Raw genomic sequence first — 17,856 nt, 5'->3', positions numbered from 1 at the left:
GGGTTCAGCCCTTTCATCAAGAAAACCAAACCTCGGGCTTCACTCGACCCGACGGCTATTGTTTGTCTCTCCTACAAACTCATCTGCATCTCACTCTTTAACGTATCGTGGGCCGGTCCTGATCGACAAAGAGGGATTTCGAATGCGATGTGACAACGTCCATTGCCTTCAATTTCAGCGCTCGTTCCGTATTCAGCCAGAATATCTTCCACAATACCGAGGCCAAGTCCGCTCGAGCCGGGATCGGATCGTCCTGGCATGCCGCGCTCAGGTCTTGCTCCATCAGCGTTTCCTGAGAACCCAGGACCATCGTCCTCAACGCTGATCCGAGCCTTATCGCCCTTTCTCACCACTTGGATTGTGACATGGGTCTTTGCCCATTTTCGGGCGTTGTCGAGCAAGTTGCCCATGACCTCACCGAAGTCATGGGGATCCATGTCCACGGCCAAGTCAGCAGGGATGTCCGTCTGCCAGATGAGCCGTTCCCCCCGTGGCATGTGCTGCATCAGTCGCAGGAGGCGAGCAATCGTTTCGTCCACCTGTGCATAGGCACCACAGCCGACCGACGTGCCACTGGTGCGTACTCGCGCGACCTCGCGCTCAACATGATTGCGGATCAACTCCAGTTGCTCCTGCATGCACGCTGCGGCATCCTGTAGACCCGCTTTCTCAAGGCGCCGCACCTCACCGCCAAGAATCGTCAGCGGCGTCTTCAACCCGTGAGCCAATGCCCCGGCACGGTCTCGGGCCTTACGGACAAGGTTCTCCTGCCGATCGAGAAGCTTGTTGATGCTGTCGACGAGCGGAGCCACCTCGTTCGGAAAGCGTCGGGTCATGCGCCGGATCTGGCCGGTCTGAACCGCATTCAACTCATGTCCGACAGCCCCCAACGGGCGCAGACCGAGCGAGAGCTGGATCCAGGCAAAGAGAACAAGAACGGCGGCAATAGGGATGAGGACACGGGTCACATCCCATCCGAAGGCCTGCCGCAATTCGACAACCTGTCCGTGATCCAGGGCGACGGCAAGGCTGATACTGCGAGGACCTTGCTCGCCATCCACTGTGACCTGCCGTTCGATGACGTAGAGCTCTGATCCGTCAGGTCCATCGATCTCGAACGCTTTGTCGCGTTCGGCACTCTCGCGCGATTCAGTCAGGGAGAGTTCCTTGTCCCAAAGCGAGCGCGAGCGCATGATTGGGCGTCCTCCCTCGGAGACTTGCCAATAGGCGCCGCCATATGGCTGGTGATAGCGCGGATCTGTCAGCTTCTGACTGAGCCCGTCCTCTCCTTCAGTACCGAAGGCTGTCGCTAGTTCCGTCCAGTGGATGTTGAGATCCTGTTCCACGTACCGGAGAACCTGCCGTTCGAAGAAGACAACGAGAGAAGCGCCCGCGACGGCAATCGTTGCCACGATGGACATGACAGCGACGAGCAGCAATCGAAGCCGTATGGAGTTCCTTGTCATGGTACAGGTGTCTCCATGATGTAGCCGTGGCCGCGCCTGGTTCCGATTGCTTCCGTGCCGATCTTGCGCCGGAGACGTGCCACCAAGGCCTCGACTGCATTGCTCTCCGGCTCGTCCGACCCATAGACATGCTCGACCAGCTCGCTCTGAGCGACGACACGATCCCGGTTATGAGCCAGATATCTGAGCAAGCGAAATTCAAGGGGCGACAGCTCGATAGCCCTTCCGTTGACCATCACTCGGAGGCGCCGCGTATCGATGCGCAGGGTACCAACTTCAATGAGAGGGGTGACATGGCGCCCGACGCGACGCAGCAGGGCAGCCAATCGGGCGAGGAGTTCCTCCATTTCGAAGGGTTTTGTCAGATAGTCGTCGGCACCGGCATCGATCCCCTCAACCCTCTGCAACCAGGAGCCTCGGGCCGTCAGAACGAGAATTGGGACGGTGCTGGCCTCTTCCCGCAATCGCCTCACCACGGACAGGCCATCGAGCTTCGGCAGACCAAGGTCGAGGATGAGAGCATCGTAATCTTCCGTGGAGGCTCGGAACCAGCCCTCCTCCCCGTCTCTAACGATATCCACGACGTATCCGGTCTCGGACAGAGCGTGCCGGATGTCTCCGGCGATTGCGGGCTCATCCTCGACGAGAAGAATCCTCATCAGCGTCTCCTGATCTGGAGAATTTGATTGTTGCGGGCGTCAACGATGACCTCCCTGTAACGGCGGTCCCGGGTCAGAACGAGAAACTCATATTGCCACTCGCCGCTCCAGGACTGGCGCAAATCCACCTCCAGAACCTGGCCGGGCACAGCCTTCGAGACCGTTGGGAGAACCTGGTTCAGCGCAAGAGCCCAACCTTGCGAGACGGCCTCGCGGGCGTTCTCGGGCGACGTGCTGCCCCAGCTGCGCTGAGCCGGCGCGTCGTCTCCCCCACGCCCTCGGCCACGTCCGCGGCCGCCGTCATCGTCTCCGCCATGGCCCCTGCCCTGACCGCCACCGTCATCGCCACCGCGACCCCGCCCGCCATCATCGCCGCCGCCTCGGCCACTATTGTCTCCGCCTCCTCGACCGCCGTCGCCACCTCCGCTGCCGCTATCGCCATCCTTGGCAAGCGCGATGGGCAGCCGGGAACTCTCCACTGTGGTGAAGGCCAGGGTAGCCGCAAGCAGGGCAATGAGCTGACGTCGGACCATGAAGTCTTCCAAAGCTCTCAAGCATAGCACGCCCAGGCTGATATTTCGCTGACATACCCCGTCAGGTTCGCATGTCGCGCATCGTTCAGATTGCCCCGGCATCGGCGCTGACCTTTCGCGGCGATGGATGAACGGAGGAAAGACGATGTTGAAGCAAGCCAAAAACGGACCGAGCGTATTGGTCCTCGGCGCCATCCTCGCCTCGCTGACGGCCGCCGTCCCGGCGGCCGTCGCGAGCGCCTTCCTGTCACCGGCGCTGGCCCGTGGGGGCGACGATGGTGGCCGTGGCGGACGGAGTGGAGATGACAGCGGCAGTCGAGGTGGTCGCGGGGGAGACGACGGCGGGCATGGTCATGGCAGCGATGATGGGGGACGCGGACGAGGCCGAGGCGGAGACGATGGGCCAACCCGAAGCCGCGACGACAACTCGCGCAATCACAGCCGGGCAGATGACGGCGCTCGGACAAGGACCCGGGATCAGGATCAGCACCAAACCCGGACACGCACTCGCGGCGCCGATGATCTCATCGAGGTGCGACGGCTTCGCGGGCGTGGCGCGGATGATGCAAATATTCTGGATGACAACGGAGGACGCCTGAACCGCGACAGACGCTTCGAGCCTGGAGATGACCGCAGGATCAATGGCCGATAAGGGAGCATGTGAGACGACCGTGGGATGCCCTCTCCCACGGTCGGGACGATCAGGGGAACAATGACGGACAGTTCATCCTGCGAGGCCTCTCCTTCGCAGTATGCGCGTGAGGTCGAATGCGGTAAACAGGCCGAGGGTGCAGATCACGATACCCAGGCTCTCGGCATAGCTCGGCCATTCATTCAGGAGCGGGATTGCGAGCAGAAGCGCTCCCGAAGGCACTAAGGCGGGAAAGAGCGCAGCCTCGCCCGCGCCTATGCGCGAGACCGCCTTGGCAATGGCAACAGGTGCCAGGCACCCGCCCAGGATGCCCTGAAAGAACACCTGAGCCAACCAGACATCCGACGATGCTGCGCTGTTATGGTTCCAGACCAGAAGGAATGGAAGAAACGCGACCATCGACAGGATGGAGACTTGGCCGATGCCGACCACCGGATCGACCTTCCAGCGACCAAGAAAATAGGTGAAGGTGCCCCAGAGAAGTCCTGCTGCGAGGAAGCACAGATCTCCAAGCCAGACATAAGTAGATGGTTGTGATGACCGATCGTGCTGATCGGATGCGATGAGCAGCAATCCGGCGACGAGAACTGTCATGCCGAGCAAGCGGAGAACGGGCGGTCGCCTGCCGTCGAGCCACCAGGCAAGTGCATTGGTGCTCATCATCGTCGCCCCTGCGGTCAGCACCACGGCATGAGACAAGGGTGCTAGTCCGAAGGCCGTATTGATGAGAAGACCGAAGAGAGGTCCCGCCAACAGCGTCAATGAGAGGAGACGCACCCACCCGAGCCCATGCTGTTTGCGGCGCGACAGCACCAACGGCGTCAGCAGCAGAGCGGCAACGCCGAAGCGAAGCATGGACATGTCTATGGGAGCAAGGCCGTCCATTCGCCCAAGTCTTGAACCCGCATTGTAGCCTGTCCAAGCCAGGGCGGCAGTTAGCCCCCAGAAGATGCCGATGGCCGTCGATGCCCAGATCTTGCTCTGGACATCGCTCATCTGGGCAAGGGACATGTTACGGCACCTTTCCGAATGCTCGTTCGATCCAGACGCATTCGGACAGCGGCTGGGGCTGGCCCGCACGAGAGGGATGAATTCCTCTCTCGTGCTGGCCACTTCATTTAGCCTTGGAGCTTTGCCCACATCTCGCGATCACGTTCGGCGGTCCAGATGACGGGATGGTCGATGCCGGAGGCCTCGTCGAAGGCACGCGAGACATTGAATGGCAGGCAGTGCTCGTAGATGGCGAAGTCGCCGAACTTCGGATCCATCACCTCGCGCGTGGCCGCAAAGCTCTCCTTCAAGGAGCGCCCTCGCGCCACCGACAGCTCGGCCGCCCCATACAGACTGGTGACGAAGTCGCGCGTCATTGCCACCGCCTCGCGCACCTGCTGCTCTCCCTGCAAAGCGTCGCCGCGTCCCGGCGCAATCGCCTTGGGCTGGAAGTCTAGGATCGCATCCAGCGTCTGCGGCCATTCGCGCAAGTGAGCGTCGCCGCAATAGCAGGCGGAGTGATATTCCACCAGATCGCCGGTAAACATCACCTCGGCATCCGGCACCCAGGCGACGATATCGCCCGCCGTGTGGCCGGCACCGAGGTGGAACAGCTTGACCTCGCGCTTGCCGAGGAACACGGACATGCCGCTCTCGAAGGTCAGTGTCGGCCAAGTCAGGCCCTCCGGGATGCTGCTCTCGCCGCGGAACAGGCGCGGGAAGCGGCCGATCTCGGAGGCCTTATCCTGCTCGCCGCGCTCGACGATGAGATCGTAGGTGGCATTCGACGCGATGATGCCCTGCGCCTGGTAGGCCGAGGCACCGAGCACGCGCACGGCATGATAGTGCGAGAGCACGACATACTTGATCGGCTTGTCGGTGACGGTGCGCACGCGGGCAATCACGTCCTCGGCCATGGCGGGCGTGGCCTGGGCGTCGATGATCATGCAGCCATCGTCACCGACGATGATGCCGGAGTTCGGATCGCCTTCGGCCGTATAGGCATACAGATCCGGCCCGATTTCCGTGAACGACACCGTCTTTGCAGACAGATCACCCGTCGAAGCGAATGCTTTGGATGTCATCGTCTTGTTTCTCCCAACTAGTGGCCAGAGCCCGCCAGGCTCTTGACGCTGTTATCGGTGAACTTGAGTTTTTCCATCAGGGGCGCTCGCTTTGCGAGCCACGGTCCATGCTGGAGCGGCCAGTGCTCGAAACCGGAATCATAGCCGAGCGCATGGGCCGCATGGTGGGGCCAATAGGGATTGTAGAGGGCTTGCCGACCGATGGCGATCAAATCCGCCTTGCCCTCCTGGAGAATCGCCTCCGCCTGATGGCCGTCGAGGATGACTCCGACCGCCTGGGTCCTGACCTCCGCCTCACGGCGGATATGCTCCGAAAACGGAACTTGAAAGCCAAGTCCTCGCGGAACATTCATGTTGCGCGTCTCGTCCGAGAGCCCACCGGATGAGCAGTCAATCACGTCCACGCCGATTGCTTTGAGTTCCCGCGCGAACACGACAGAATCGTCCAGACCCCATCCGTCTTCGGTTCCGTCGACGGCCGAGATGCGCACGAAGAGCGACTTTTCCGCCGGCCATGCGGCCCGCACGTCAGCGGCAATCTCGAGACCAAGCCGCATGCGGTTCTCACGCGACCCGCCATACTCATCCTCACGAAGATTGGATTGCGGCGATAGGAAGGATGCGACGAGGTAGCCGTGTCCGAAATGCAGTTCCAGAACATCGAATCCAGCCTGCTCCGCGCGCTTGGCCGCGTCGACGAACATCTGCCGGGTCTCGGCGATTTCGTCCAAAGTCAAAGCGTCTGGCACAGACCATTCAGGCCCAGCCGCAACAGCACTTGGGCCGACGCGCCGCCATGGCTCGCCAGCCTCGTGCAACTGCTCCATCGTGAGGGCTCTGCCCCCCTCCCATAAGGCCTGCGACCCAGCCTTGCGTCCCGCATGCGCCAGTTGCACGCCGATAGCGGCGCCATTCTGGTGGACAAAGTCGACGATGGCTTTGAAAGGAGCAATCTGCTTGTCCGCCCACAGCCCGACGTCCCGCACGCCGATCCGTGCGCTCTGCTCGACAGCCGTGCTCTCGACAAAGATCAATCCTGCGCCACCCAGTGCGAACTTGCCGAGATGAACCAGATGCCAGGATCCCGCCAACCCCTGCTCGGCCGAATGCTGGCACATGGGCGAGATGACCACGCGGTTCTTGAGCGTAAGCCCCCGGAGCGTGAGTGGCTCGAAGAGCCGCGGCCGTTGATGCGCTGGTGTCATCGCTTATTCTCCAGAGCGGTTGATAAGCGCACTCATGTTCGAGGCTTAAGCCGCCGGACGGCTCGCGGTTGAAGCAGTTTCAGCCCCGGCACCGGCGAGATGCCGGCCCGCGATATAGCCGAAGGTCATGGCCGGTCCGAGCGTGATGCCGCCGCCAGGATAGTTGCCACCCATGATGCTCGCCATATCGTTGCCTGCAGCATAGAGGCCGGGAATGACATTCCCGCTCTCGTCGACCACCCGTGCATCGGCATCGGTCTTGAGCCCTGCAAAAGTGCCAAGATCCCCAGGCACAACCTTCACGGCATAGAACGGACCGCTCTCAATCGGGCCCACGCAGGGATTGGGCTTGTGATCCGGATCGCCGAGATACCGGTTATATGCGGTACTGCCGCGCTTGAACTGAGGATCTTCGCCCTTGCGCGCATCGCGATTGTAAGTCTCGACCGTCTGCTCGAATGCAGTAGCATCGACACCCAACTTCTCCGCCAGTTCGCGGAGAGTGCGCCCCTTCACCAGATAGCCGTTCTGCAAAGCGGGCGTCAGAGGCACCGGGAACGGCTTCACGAAGCCCAAGCCGTAACGGCGGATCGTCGGATGATCGACGATGAGCCAAGCTGCCTTTTCCGGATCGCTGCCGCAGGCACTGACCATGGCCTGCACGAAATCGTGGTAGGAGTTTGCTTCGTTCGTGAAGCGCTTGCCGCTCTTCGTCACGGCGATGACTCCGGGCTTGCCGCGGTCGATGAAATGCGGAAACGGTCCGGCAGTCCCATCACGGCGAGGAACCAGAGATACCGGAACCCACGCTGCCGCATTGGGAAGGCCCTCGATCGCCTGTCCACCGACCCGCTCGCCCAGACGGATGCCATCGCCAGTGTTGCCGGGAGGGGCGGGAGACCAATGCTCCGCTCCCGTCGGGGCATGCGAGAACAACTCTTTCCGCCGCAGCATGTCCTGCGGAAAGCCCCCGGCGGCCAGCACGACGCCTCGACGGGTGCGGACTTCGGTGACCCCATCCTCCGTTTGAACCAGAGCCCCTTTCACGGCCCCGTCTTCCACGATCAGGTCCTTGACGGGAGATGATGTCCAGATCGGGATGTTCTGATCCAACGCAGACTTGGCTAAGCGTCCGATGAGAGCGTTGCCGTTCGTCAGACGCATCGCACGACCATGGGATATGAGATCGCGGCCATACTTCGCCAGAAGCACACCGACATAGGCGGCCGATTTGATGGAACGAGTCACGTTGAAGAAATGCAGGAGTTCCTTGCCCGATCCGATCATCATGCCGAGGAACGTGATTTCCTTCAGCGGCGGCCGCAGACGAGCGATCTCCTTGCCAAGCTTACGTCCGTCATAAGGCGTCGCCACGACAGAACGACCGCCGGGCATGCCGCCCGGTGCATCCGGATGATAATCGGAGAAGGCCGGGCCAAGAGTGAAGTCCATCTCGGTCTTCTCCTGGAAGAACTCGACCATCTTCGGGCCATTCTCAAGGAAGGTATCGACGCGGTTCGCGTCGAAATGATTGCCGGCCTCATGCTGAAGATAGGTGCGGGCCGCTTCGCGGGAATCCTTGAAACCTTCCTGCTTCGCCAGCGGATTGCATGGGATCCACATCCAGCCGCCGGAACGCGCCGTCGTTCCGCCGAAGACAGGCTCCTTTTCCGTGATGATCACGTCGAGACCATGAAGCCGGGCCGTCAGAGCGGTCGCAAAACCGCCTGCACCAGACCCAACCACGAGAACATCGCAGGTGATAGTTTTCGTCGGCTTCATGGCGCTCCTCAAATCCCACCCAGGTCCGCAGCCTAGGGCGCTTCTGATTCAGCATTTGCGAATGCATTCGTTGATTTGTTTTAGACGAACGCGTTCGCTATTTCAAGACACTTTCGAGTACCCTGTCGATTTCTGGAACTGCAAAGCTCGTCAGATCACCTCATGCGGTTCCACGAGAAACGTCGTGATTTCCGCTATGAAGCTGAGCGCGTGCGTTTGCGAGACATTCGCTGCCGGAGAGCGAAAAGCCGCTTCGATATCGGCAACCGAGCGAAACCACAGCTCCACCATTCCATCGATCGGCAGTTCCTCGTGGGATGCAGGCTTTCCAAGGCCTGCGCTGCGCTCAGTGACGAAGTTCTGCGTATAGCCCATGAGGTTCGGGAATTTCTTCACGGCCTTGGCGTGGAAGCCCCACCATTCGTCCTTGAACTGCTCGGGCGTCAGTCCTGACTTGCGTGTCAGGATCGACATCCGTTTGACGAGCGGCTCGCCGGAGGCTTCCATCGGCACGACGATGTTTTGCTCGGCTGTGATCAAACCCGTATCGCCGACGAAGCGCACATGGTCTTCTGCTACCGCCCGATAGGCATCGGACGAGATCGCGCGATGCATGTCATCGATGCTGTCGAACCAAAGCTCCGAAATGCCGTCGATGCTCCATGTGCCCCGTGCGTGATCGATGGCAAGCTGGCGGCTGTCGACAACATGGTTCTGGTGGTACCGCTTCAAGCCCGGCAGCCGGGCCACCAGAGGCCCGTGCACGTCGCGCCAATGGCTGCGGAAGTCCTCACTGCTCAAGCCTTGCTTTCGCGTCAGAAGTCCCATGCGAACAATCATGACGACCTCCTCAGACTGCGAGATAGCCGCCATCGACCACGAGCGTCGTGCCCGTCACGTAGCTCGACATGTTGGACGCAAGAAAGACCGTCGGCCCGATCAGTTCCTCAGGCTCTCCAAATCGGCCAAGCGGGATGCGGGAAAGGAAGCGCTCCGCCCGTTCGGGATTGCTGCGCGTGGCTTCGGTCATCGGCGTATTGAGCGTGCCCGGCGCAATTGCGTTGACGCGTACGCCATCCTTGGCCAGTTCCTGTGCCAGATTCTGGGTCAGCATGCGCACGGCGGCCTTCGAGGTCGAATAGCTGATCGACGTGGATGTCGACACGAAGGATGCAATCGACGCCATGTTGATGATGGTTCCCTTCGTGGCTCTCAAGGCGGCAACGAAAGCCAGCGTCACATTGAGCGTCCCGTCGAGATTCACCTGCATCGCGGCATCCCAGGAACGGCGCACATCGGGACTGTCGATGGTGTTGCGCGGGCATATTCCCGCATTGTTGACGAGGATCGAGATTTGGCCGATGGAGGCTTCAACCTCGCGCGCTAATCCGTTGCAGGCTTCGGCATTGGCAACGTCGAGCGTGTAGGCCCACGCTTCACCGCCTGTCTCGACAATCCCCTTCGCGGTTTGCTCAGCCGCCGGTCCATTCAGATCGGTCACGATGACCCGAGCGCCTTCCGTTGCAAGGCCGCGCGCAATGGCGGCGCCATTCCCCTGACCGGCGCCCGTGACAAGTGCAATACGCCCTTTGAGCAACATCTGTTTCGGCTCCCTGATCTGATTGAGGCAATCGTCCACTCATGACTCATCGAACACTGAAATCAGACAAGCATATAACGAACGCGTTCGCAAATGGCGAATAGTCGTAGATGATGATTCAGTCGGGCCGAATGACCGCGCGTCGACGCACTCCGCGCCTGCAGAGCGTGAATCGCTGCGCGAATACGAATGAAAGTGCCGCTAAGCGCGACGGCGGCGCTTGGTGACGGGCGCCGCGGCGATCTCGGCTTCCGCCGCTTCTTGAATGGCCCTGCCATCCGCATCCGGTGCATAGCCGAGTTGCGCGGAGAGTTTCTGCGTGAAGGCCAACAAGGCCTTTGCGTCCTTGCTGTTGGGGCCGATATCGAGAACCCCCGTCGGTCCGATCAGCGTGATGGCAAGCTGCATCTGCCCGCTGTAATCGAAGACGGGAGCCGCGATGCCGTTGATGCCGGTCACCGGTTTGCTCTCCGTCGCGGCATAGCCAAGCTGTCTGGCCATTGCCACTTCGGCTTCCAGTTCCTTGCGTGACGTCGGCGCGCCGACACCTTGGATGCGCGCTCCTTTCCGGAGCTCCTCACCCAATTGCGCTTCAATGATCTTCGGAGGCATGAAGGCTGCGAAAACCTTGCCTGTCGCGGTTCCGGTAATCGAGAAGACCGTTCCTGTCCGCACGTTCACGTGAACCTGATCGCTGCCCTCCTGGACCTGAACGATGGTAGGGCCGTGTGTGCCCCATACCCCAACGGTCACCATGAGGCCTATTTCTTCCGCAAAGCCAATCACCGCATTGGCCGCAAGCCGCAGCGGATCGAAGCTCCGCAGGCGCGCAATCCCGAGCTGCAATGCGAAGGGACCGAGCTGGTATCGCCCGCTCGCCGCATCCTGCTCCACGAGCTCCAACTTGCGGAAGCTGAGGAGATAGGCATGGGCCTGGGCCGGTGCGACTTCCGCCATGGTTGCAAGCTCGCGCAGCATCAAGGGCCTGCCGGCCTTGACCAGCGCCGCGAGGATCCTCCCTCCGACCTCGACCGATTGTACGCCGCGTCCGTCGATACTCATGGCTCAATCCAATCTTCCCGAGAGCGGCAGCATCATGCCGTGCCGTGGGATACCCCGAGATAGGCCGCACGAACCTTCGGATCGTGAAGGAGTTGCTGCCCCGTCCCAGACAATGTCACATTGCCGGTTTCGAGGACATAGGCTCTATCTGCAATGGCCAGTGCCATATTTGCCATCTGTTCGACAAGCAGGATCGTGATTCCAGAACGGCGGAGGGACACGATAATGTCGAAGATTTCCTGGATGATCTTCGGCGCGAGGCCGAGCGAGGGCTCGTCGAGCAGGAGGAGCCGGGGTTTGCCCATCAGAGCCCGAGCGATCGCCAGCATCTGCTGCTCGCCTCCAGATAGGGTGACGGCGAGCTGGTTCCGGCGCTCGCGCAGGCGCGGGAACAGCTTGAACTGCTCCTCGACCTCCGCCTCCAGGGCCTCGTTGGAAAGCCTGCGGAAGTACGCGCCGAGAGTCAGATTGTCGTAGACGCTCTGATCCGGGAAGACCTGCCTGCCCTCGGGAGACAATGCGATGCCCCGCGCAACTCTGCGATGTGGCGGGAGTCTGGTGACATCTTCCTTTTCAAAAAGGATTTTTCCGGAGCTGACTGGCATCAATCCGGCAATTCCCTTCAGCAAGGTGCTCTTGCCCGCCCCATTGCCGCCGACGATGGCGACGACCTCTCCAGCGTCAACCTCGATGGTGGCTCGGCGAACCGCCGAAATCGGGCCATAGGCGAGATGAACGTCCTGAATCTTCAGCATAGCTGCTCCATCCCCTCAAGCCGCCTCGGTGGAGGTGCCGAGATAGGCCTCCATGACCCGCGGATCGGCCTGGATCTTGCCGGGCGTGCCTTCGGCGATCTTCTGGCCGTAATCGAGAACGATCACGTGATCCGAAATCGTCATGACGAGATCCATGTGATGCTCGATCAGCAGGATCGTGATCCCTTCGTTGCGGATGCGCACGAGCAACTGTCCGAGTTCCGCCGTTTCCTGTGGGTTCAGCCCGGCAGCCGGCTCGTCGAGCAGCAGGAGGAACGGCTCGGATGCGAGAGCCCTCGCCAGCTCGACCCGGCGCTGCAGACCATAGGCCAGGCTCCCGGCCGGGGATTCGGCATAGTGGGACAGGCCTGTGAAGGCTAGGATGTCATTGACCTTCCGAAGCGCCTTGGCCTCTTCCCGCCAGGCATTGGGAAGGCCCAGGAGCGACGAGGCGAAACCGTTCCGCATGCGGGAATGCTGGCCGAGGAGCACGTTCTCGCGCACGGACAGATCCTTGAACAGCCTGAGGTTCTGGAAGGTCCGCGCAATGCCGTGGTCGCAGATCCCGTGAACCGATTGCAGGGTGATGTCGGAGCCCAAGAACGTCACCTTGCCCTGGTCAGGACGAATGATCCCGGTGAGCATGTTGATGAAGGTGCTCTTGCCCGCCCCGTTCGGACCGATCAGGGCGTGAATATGCCCTTCCGTCAGGTTGACGGAGACATCCCTTGCCGGAACGACGCCACCGAAGGCCTTGTTGAGATGATCGGCCGTCAGAAGGCTTCCCGCACCCGCACGAGGCATGGGCCGCGTCGGCAGCTTGGGGATTATCCTGCTTTCCACCGCCGCGGCATCGCTTCCCGCGCTGCGGACCCAGCCGATCTTCTGAAAGAGCGATCCAAACACACCCGCCAGGCCCTTCGGCATGGCATAGAGGGCAAACAGCAGCAGCGCACCGTTGACGAAATGCTCGATCCAGGACCAGCGCGCCACGAGAGCGCCAATGATCACGAGCGTCACGGAGCCGAGCAGCGGACCATAGAGCGAACCGCTTCCGCCGAACAGCACCAGCAGGAGAATGAAGATCGACAGGTGGAAATTGATGAAGTCGGAATTGATGTACTGGTTCTGCTGCGCCACCAATGCTCCCGCAAGACCGCAGGTCACGGCCGCGATCACGAAGGCAAGCACCTTGTAGCGATACACCGCCACGCCAACCGCACCGGCCGCGACCTCATCGGCCTGAAGGGACAGGAAAGCCCGCCCGAACCGTCCACGGAGCAGGTTGCGAAGCAGGAGGTGCGCCACAAGGCACAACAGCAACCCGAACCACACCCACTGCACCATGGTGAACGGCGCGCCACCGATATTCAGAGGCTGGATGGCGTAAATGCCCATGGCGCCGCCGAAGACCTCGGAGCCTTCCGTCACCACCTTCTCGATGACGATGCCGAAGGCCAGCGTCACCATGGCGAGGCTCGGGCCTTTGACCCGCAGCGACGGCACGGCGATCAGGATGCCGAAGAGCGCCGAAACAAAGCAGGCGAGCGGCAGCGACAGCCAGGGGCCGACTTCATAACGCGTGGTCAGAAGAGCGACCGCATAGGCACCCGCCGCAAACAGGCCCGCCTGACCGAGAGACTTCTGTCCCGCGAACCCCAGCAGCACATTCATGCCTGCGGCGCAGAGGAAATAGACGCAGATCATGAAGAGCGTGCGCAGATAAAACTCGTTCTCGATGAACGAGGCAGCAAGCGCGAGAGCCGCAACGAGGCCGATGGATCCGATGATGTGGCGCATGCGCGTTAAACCTTGTCGACAGCAGCCCGGCCGAAGAGGCCTGCCGGGCGAAATGCCAGAACCAGGATGATCAGACCGAAGACGACGATCTCACGCCACTGCGCCTGCCAGAGGCCGACGGCGGACTCGAGAACGCCCAGGATGAAGCCGCCATAAATGCAGCCGCGCGGATTGTTCAATCCGCCGATGATGGCTCCCGAAAAGGCCTTGAGAGCAAATCCCATGCCCATGAAAAGCGACGCGGAAGCAATCGGCGCGATCAGGACGCCGGCCACCCCTGCGAGGCCGCTCGACAGGGCGAAAGCACCGATCATGACGAGATTGACATTGATGCCCATGAGGCTCGCGGTCTGCGGCGAATGCGCGACGGCCATCATCGCCTTGCCGATGCGCGAGCGGCGCATCACGAGATCGAGCACGATCATGATCAGAATGGCGCAGGCGAGCACGAGCAGTTCCTGCGGTCGGACCCCTGCCCCGGCAATGCGGAGAACCTCGTCTCCCAGCGGAGACGGCACCATGACGGGAGCTGGTCCCCAGACGGCGAGGCCGATGCTCTGCAGGATCACGCCGAAACCGATGGTGCTCATCACCCAATTCATGCCGCCCTTTCCGGCGAAGGGTCGGACGGCGAGGATAAAGATGAGAATTCCCAAAACACCGGCCACCACTCCGGCGCCGATGACGGCCGCAGGATAGCGCCATGCCGCCGCCGCCTCACTGGGAACAGCCGTTGCCGTGCCGGCGAGGCCGGACAGCAGCAGGAGCATCGTCACACCGATGAAGGCACCGAACGAGATGAACTCGCCCTGTGCGAAGTTGAGCGTCTTCGTGGTGGTGAAGGTGATGCTGAAGCCGAGTGCGATCAGGGCATAGACGCCGCCGACGGCAAGGCCGCTCAGGAGGGTCTGGAGATATGCGTCCAGCATGGGGCGCTCCAAGGGTGCAAAGTGTCGGGCCTGCCGACCAGCGCCGGCAGGCCCGGTGGTCGTTGACTTTACTGCGTGAAGTCGGAAGGCTTCAGGGCCTTCACCACATCGTCGCTGTAGGAGACGAGCTTGCCGTCCTTCCAGTGCGTCCAGCGATAGTCGGAGGCGGTGAGTGCCTCGTGCTCGGTCGCGGAGAACGGCTTGCTGTAGGTCTTCATGATGCCCTCGACGGGCGCCTGAAGATTCTCGAGCGCCTCACGCATCTTCGCCCCCTCCGTGCTGCCCGCCTGCTTGATCGCGGCAGCCGTGATCATCGTCGCATCGTAGCAATGCGCCGCGAAGCTGAAAGCGCTCTTGGAAGCCATCTTCGGAGCGAGGCGATCGTAGAGCTGCTGCTGCTTCGGCGTACGGTCCTCGGTGATCGTGCGCATGAAGATCGGCTTCTCGGCCAGGGTCTTGCCGGCCGTATCGAAGAAGCTTGCATTGTCGGAGGACCAGGAGGTCAGAGTCACGGGGAAGTAGTTGATCTTCTCCATGCTGCGCACGAGCTGGCCGATGGGCGTGCCCTGCGCCCAGACGAGGACCGTATCGACGCCGGCGGCCTTCATCTTGTTGAGCTGCGAGGTCATATCGGTGTCGTTGACGCCGAACTTCTCGGTCGCGACAGGCTTCAGTCCCTTGGCGTCGCCGAGTTCCTGAAGATCCTTCAGTCCGCCCTGGCCATAGCCGGTGGTCTCGACGAGATAGCCGACCTTCTTGGTGGAAGCGTTGTTCTTCGCGTAGGCGATGAGGCCCGCGACCTGCGCCCGGTCGACCATCGACACGCGGTACATATAGTTGTCCGAACCCGCGCTCTTCGTGATGTCGGTGGCCGAGCCGATGCAGCCGATGGACGGATTCTTCTTCTGGTTAGGGATGTGCTTCCAGGCAAGCGCGTTGCCGGAATTGGTCGGACCCAGAACCGCAACCACCTTCTCGTTGTCGATCAGGTCGCTCATGTTCTGAATCGACTTGGGCGGCTGCGAGAGGTCGTCGCGAACCACGAGGGCCAGCTTGCGGCCGAGAACGCCACCGGCTGCGTTGATATCTTCGATCGCGGCCTGGATGCCGAGCACACCGGCCTGTCCGCTCTGAGCGGATGGCGAAGCCGACAGATCGCCGTTGAAGCCGATCTTGATCTCCTGGGCGTAGCCGACGGTCGAGACGGTAAGCGCGCTTCCGAGAAGAGCCGCTTTCAGCGCTGCATATTTTGGCGTCATGATGTTCCTTCCCTCAAAGGGTTCGATTTCAGCTGCGGGTGAAACGCCTGTCGCGCATCGCCCGCTCAGGGCTTCTTCAGCACGGCAAGAACCTGCCGGATATCGAAAGTCGAACGGAAGGGAAGAATTGCGCGGATGTCATCCTGCGCGTGCCGGCCGCGGCAGCTCAAGCATTGCGGCTCTCGGCTCACGGACGCTCCTCACCTTCTGCATTTTGCATTGTCCGCTCTTGTTCCAGAGCTTGCCGCTATTGGTATCGTACAGCGAACGCGTTTGCAATAGACGAATTCCCGACTTTAGTCGCGTCGCAGGCAGGCTGGGCTATTTCCCGGCACGAACGGGAGCGCTCTCATCCCTGTTCGAGAGGCTCCGCCATGCCTCTGCATAGGGCTTCAGAAGACGGATGCTCGCGCATGTAAGAAGCGGCAGCCCAAATCTTGAGCCGTATCATTATTCGCTCTCGGGTCTATCGAAGTCAGTGTCCGTCCGGAACCTCGACATTGTCATCCCTGTGCAGGCGGGGATCCATAACCGCTGACGCCCGAAGGAAAGGCACTTCGGAAGCTGCCACATCCGATCCGGCATTCGCGGTTGTCATGGATCCCGGCCTCCGCTGCGCGGCCCCGGGATGACAATGCCAAGCTGGTTTGCACGATCCCGAATCTTCGCTGACGCTTCGTCCGGGATGACGTTTGTCGATGAGGGTTCTCCTGGCGTCATCCCCGTCCCCGGACTTGATCCGGGGATCAGTCCCGGGGATCCATGTCTTGGCACCGCTGTGGTTCCGAAGACGTGGATGGCCGGATCAGGTCCGGCCATGACGGGTGTGGGTAGGGATGGGTCTGTGTCAAAGAGCCAGCACTGTGGGGCCCGGAGCTTGCGGCTCCGAGCCTGAGTGGTGATCGAGGGTGGCGCGACAGGCAGCCCGGCTCGATGTCTGTGATGGAAAGGGAAGAGCCGAACTGTCTCTTCGCGTCCGGTTTGTTTCGGCGGACAGGAGAGGCAGGCTCAGTCAACCGCCGCAGGCGTGATCCGGCTGCGCGACGGGGGCCTGCGACCGATCCCGACTACCCGCCCAGCATCCTGGGCCACTCGCCTGGCCCGCTTGCGAGGCGGACCAGCAAGACCGGGTCGTCTTCCACACTGCGACGCCTCGCGAGCGCGCCCCTCGAAGAAGAGACCCTCACGATATAGCCGGGTTTAGGAGAATTGTCAAGAACAAAAACAGAACATCTGCTCCGACCCCTCGGCAACTCCCTGTCATCATCGGCTTTGGGCCTGTGATCCCGGCGGCCTGAAGCACGGCGCTTCACAGCATCGGAATGGCCGGCACTAATCCCCGGATCAAGTGTGGGGACCGCCATGACAACCAAAGCATAAGCACAAAGGGCTGGGTGAGCGCTTGCTCCCTATTACCGGCCAGATTCTGAAGTCGGACGACTACTCCGCATCCGGCTGAACGGATGGATGCGCTTTTCTGAAGGCCTCGTGCTCGCCAGCAAGCTTCTCGACGCGCAGGATGCGCGGATAGGCTTCCAGCGGCAGGTTGAATCGGCGCGCAGCATAAAGCTGCGGCACCAGATAGACGTCGGCCATGCTCGGCTCAGGCCCGAAGCAGAAGCCTTCGTCTCCGATCAGGGCCTCGACGGCCGTAAGCCCCTGCCCCACCCAAGTGGCAATCCAGGCTGCCACGTCCGGCTCCGAGCGGTCGAAAACCTTTCTCAGATGATTGAGCGGACCAGCATTGTGCAGGGGATGAATGTCGCAGCCGATGATCGACGCGACAGCCCGCACCTTCGCACGCTGAACGGGATCGGAAGGCAGCAGAGCCGGATTCGGATAAGCTTCCTCGAGATACTCCAGAATGGCCGGCGACTGGGTGATGATCGTGTGCTCGTCGAGTGCAAGCGCCGGCACCCGGCCCTGCGGGTTGATGGCGCGATAAGCGGGGGCATTCTGCTCGCCGCCATTGCGAACGAGATGAACGAAGGCCTGCTCGGCGTCGATGTTCTTCAACGCCAAGGCAATGCGCACGCGGTAGGAGGAGGTCGACCTCCAATAGGTATAGAGCTTCATGGA

General features: G+C 61.5%; 16 protein-coding genes. 1 reads left to right on the top strand and 15 read right to left on the bottom strand.

Annotation, left to right across the window (positions count from 1 at the left end; translation table 11 throughout):
- Positions 1-71: 71 nt before the first annotated feature.
- The 3 genes from JO965_RS04610 to JO965_RS04600 are packed head-to-tail and all read right to left on the bottom strand — an operon-like array spanning position 72 to position 2,658.
- Positions 72-1,466, bottom strand: coding sequence for a HAMP domain-containing sensor histidine kinase (locus JO965_RS04610; protein ID WP_203442540.1), 1,395 nt, complete (start codon positions 1,464-1,466; stop codon positions 72-74).
- The gene (locus tag JO965_RS04605) at positions 1,463-2,125 is read right to left on the bottom strand and encodes a response regulator transcription factor (protein WP_203442539.1); all 663 of its coding nucleotides are present in this window, start codon (positions 2,123-2,125) and stop codon (positions 1,463-1,465) included. Before JO965_RS04605 ends, JO965_RS04610 begins: the two co-directional genes overlap by 4 nt.
- Positions 2,125-2,658, bottom strand: coding sequence for a PepSY domain-containing protein (locus JO965_RS04600; RefSeq protein WP_203442538.1), 534 nt, complete (start codon positions 2,656-2,658; stop codon positions 2,125-2,127). Before JO965_RS04600 ends, JO965_RS04605 begins: the two co-directional genes overlap by 1 nt.
- 275 nt (positions 2,659-2,933) lie before the next feature.
- Between JO965_RS04600 and JO965_RS04595 the strand changes: the two genes are divergently transcribed.
- Positions 2,934-3,257 (top strand): hypothetical protein, encoded by a 324-nt coding sequence (locus JO965_RS04595; RefSeq protein WP_203442537.1) that lies wholly within the window; start codon positions 2,934-2,936, stop codon positions 3,255-3,257.
- Positions 3,258-3,382: 125 nt separating this feature from the next.
- Here JO965_RS04595 and JO965_RS04590 read toward each other — a convergent pair whose 3' ends face one another.
- From JO965_RS04590 to maiA, 12 genes are all read right to left on the bottom strand, one after another.
- The gene (locus JO965_RS04590; RefSeq protein WP_203442536.1) at positions 3,383-4,321 is read right to left on the bottom strand and encodes a DMT family transporter; all 939 of its coding nucleotides are present in this window, start codon (positions 4,319-4,321) and stop codon (positions 3,383-3,385) included.
- A gap of 107 nt (positions 4,322-4,428) precedes the next feature.
- On the bottom strand, positions 4,429-5,385 hold the full coding sequence (locus tag JO965_RS04585) for an MBL fold metallo-hydrolase (protein WP_203442535.1): 957 nt from the start codon (positions 5,383-5,385) through the stop codon (positions 4,429-4,431).
- Between the two features lie 17 nt (positions 5,386-5,402).
- Positions 5,403-6,590, bottom strand: a complete 1,188-nt coding sequence (locus JO965_RS04580) for an NADH:flavin oxidoreductase/NADH oxidase (RefSeq protein WP_203442534.1) — start codon at positions 6,588-6,590, stop codon at positions 5,403-5,405.
- 45 nt (positions 6,591-6,635) lie between these two features.
- Positions 6,636-8,372, bottom strand: a complete 1,737-nt coding sequence (locus tag JO965_RS04575) for an FAD-dependent oxidoreductase (protein ID WP_203442533.1) — start codon at positions 8,370-8,372, stop codon at positions 6,636-6,638.
- A gap of 150 nt (positions 8,373-8,522) precedes the next feature.
- Positions 8,523-9,212, bottom strand: a complete 690-nt coding sequence (locus tag JO965_RS04570; protein WP_203442532.1) for an EthD domain-containing protein — start codon at positions 9,210-9,212, stop codon at positions 8,523-8,525.
- Between the two features lie 10 nt (positions 9,213-9,222).
- Entirely contained in the window at positions 9,223-9,972 is a 750-nt protein-coding gene (locus tag JO965_RS04565) for an SDR family NAD(P)-dependent oxidoreductase (protein ID WP_203442531.1), read from the bottom strand.
- Positions 9,973-10,173: 201 nt separating this feature from the next.
- On the bottom strand, positions 10,174-11,034 hold the full coding sequence (locus tag JO965_RS04560) for an IclR family transcriptional regulator (RefSeq protein WP_203442530.1): 861 nt from the start codon (positions 11,032-11,034) through the stop codon (positions 10,174-10,176).
- A 32-nt stretch (positions 11,035-11,066) separates the two neighbouring features.
- Entirely contained in the window at positions 11,067-11,789 is a 723-nt protein-coding gene (locus JO965_RS04555) for an ABC transporter ATP-binding protein (protein WP_203442529.1), read from the bottom strand.
- A 15-nt stretch (positions 11,790-11,804) separates the two neighbouring features.
- Positions 11,805-13,589, bottom strand: coding sequence for an ATP-binding cassette domain-containing protein (locus tag JO965_RS04550; RefSeq protein WP_203442528.1), 1,785 nt, complete (start codon positions 13,587-13,589; stop codon positions 11,805-11,807).
- A gap of 5 nt (positions 13,590-13,594) precedes the next feature.
- Positions 13,595-14,518 carry a branched-chain amino acid ABC transporter permease gene (locus JO965_RS04545; RefSeq protein ID WP_203442527.1) on the bottom strand — a complete coding sequence of 308 codons (924 nt, stop codon included), beginning with the start codon at positions 14,516-14,518 and terminating at the stop codon, positions 13,595-13,597.
- A gap of 68 nt (positions 14,519-14,586) precedes the next feature.
- On the bottom strand, positions 14,587-15,777 hold the full coding sequence (locus tag JO965_RS04540) for an ABC transporter substrate-binding protein (protein WP_203442526.1): 1,191 nt from the start codon (positions 15,775-15,777) through the stop codon (positions 14,587-14,589).
- A 1,440-nt stretch (positions 15,778-17,217) separates the two neighbouring features.
- Complete coding sequence (maiA, locus tag JO965_RS04535; protein ID WP_203442525.1) at positions 17,218-17,853, bottom strand: maleylacetoacetate isomerase; 636 nt, start codon at positions 17,851-17,853, stop codon at positions 17,218-17,220.
- Positions 17,854-17,856: the final 3 nt, after the last annotated feature.

It is taken from the genome of Microvirga sp. VF16 (genome assembly GCF_016864375.1).
In the GTDB taxonomy this organism is placed as follows: Bacteria; Pseudomonadota; Alphaproteobacteria; order Rhizobiales; family Beijerinckiaceae; genus Microvirga.
This window is presented reverse-complemented; position numbering and strand designations above follow the sequence as displayed.

Coding starts and splice junctions, on each gene's coding strand:
- JO965_RS04610 (WP_203442540.1), bottom strand. CDS start 1,466: ATGACAAGGAACTCCATACGGCTTCGATTGCTGCTCGTCGCTGTCATG.
- JO965_RS04605 (WP_203442539.1), bottom strand. CDS start 2,125: ATGAGGATTCTTCTCGTCGAGGATGAGCCCGCAATCGCCGGAGACATC.
- JO965_RS04600 (WP_203442538.1), bottom strand. CDS start 2,658: ATGGTCCGACGTCAGCTCATTGCCCTGCTTGCGGCTACCCTGGCCTTC.
- JO965_RS04595 (WP_203442537.1), top strand. CDS start 2,934: ATGGTGGCCGTGGCGGACGGAGTGGAGATGACAGCGGCAGTCGAGGTG.
- JO965_RS04590 (WP_203442536.1), bottom strand. CDS start 4,321: ATGTCCCTTGCCCAGATGAGCGATGTCCAGAGCAAGATCTGGGCATCG.
- JO965_RS04585 (WP_203442535.1), bottom strand. CDS start 5,385: ATGACATCCAAAGCATTCGCTTCGACGGGTGATCTGTCTGCAAAGACG.
- JO965_RS04580 (WP_203442534.1), bottom strand. CDS start 6,590: ATGACACCAGCGCATCAACGGCCGCGGCTCTTCGAGCCACTCACGCTC.
- JO965_RS04575 (WP_203442533.1), bottom strand. CDS start 8,372: ATGAAGCCGACGAAAACTATCACCTGCGATGTTCTCGTGGTTGGGTCT.
- JO965_RS04570 (WP_203442532.1), bottom strand. CDS start 9,212: ATGATTGTTCGCATGGGACTTCTGACGCGAAAGCAAGGCTTGAGCAGT.
- JO965_RS04565 (WP_203442531.1), bottom strand. CDS start 9,972: ATGTTGCTCAAAGGGCGTATTGCACTTGTCACGGGCGCCGGTCAGGGG.
- JO965_RS04560 (WP_203442530.1), bottom strand. CDS start 11,034: ATGAGTATCGACGGACGCGGCGTACAATCGGTCGAGGTCGGAGGGAGG.
- JO965_RS04555 (WP_203442529.1), bottom strand. CDS start 11,789: ATGCTGAAGATTCAGGACGTTCATCTCGCCTATGGCCCGATTTCGGCG.
- JO965_RS04550 (WP_203442528.1), bottom strand. CDS start 13,589: ATGCGCCACATCATCGGATCCATCGGCCTCGTTGCGGCTCTCGCGCTT.
- JO965_RS04545 (WP_203442527.1), bottom strand. CDS start 14,518: ATGCTGGACGCATATCTCCAGACCCTCCTGAGCGGCCTTGCCGTCGGC.
- JO965_RS04540 (WP_203442526.1), bottom strand. CDS start 15,777: ATGACGCCAAAATATGCAGCGCTGAAAGCGGCTCTTCTCGGAAGCGCG.
- maiA (WP_203442525.1), bottom strand. CDS start 17,853: ATGAAGCTCTATACCTATTGGAGGTCGACCTCCTCCTACCGCGTGCGC.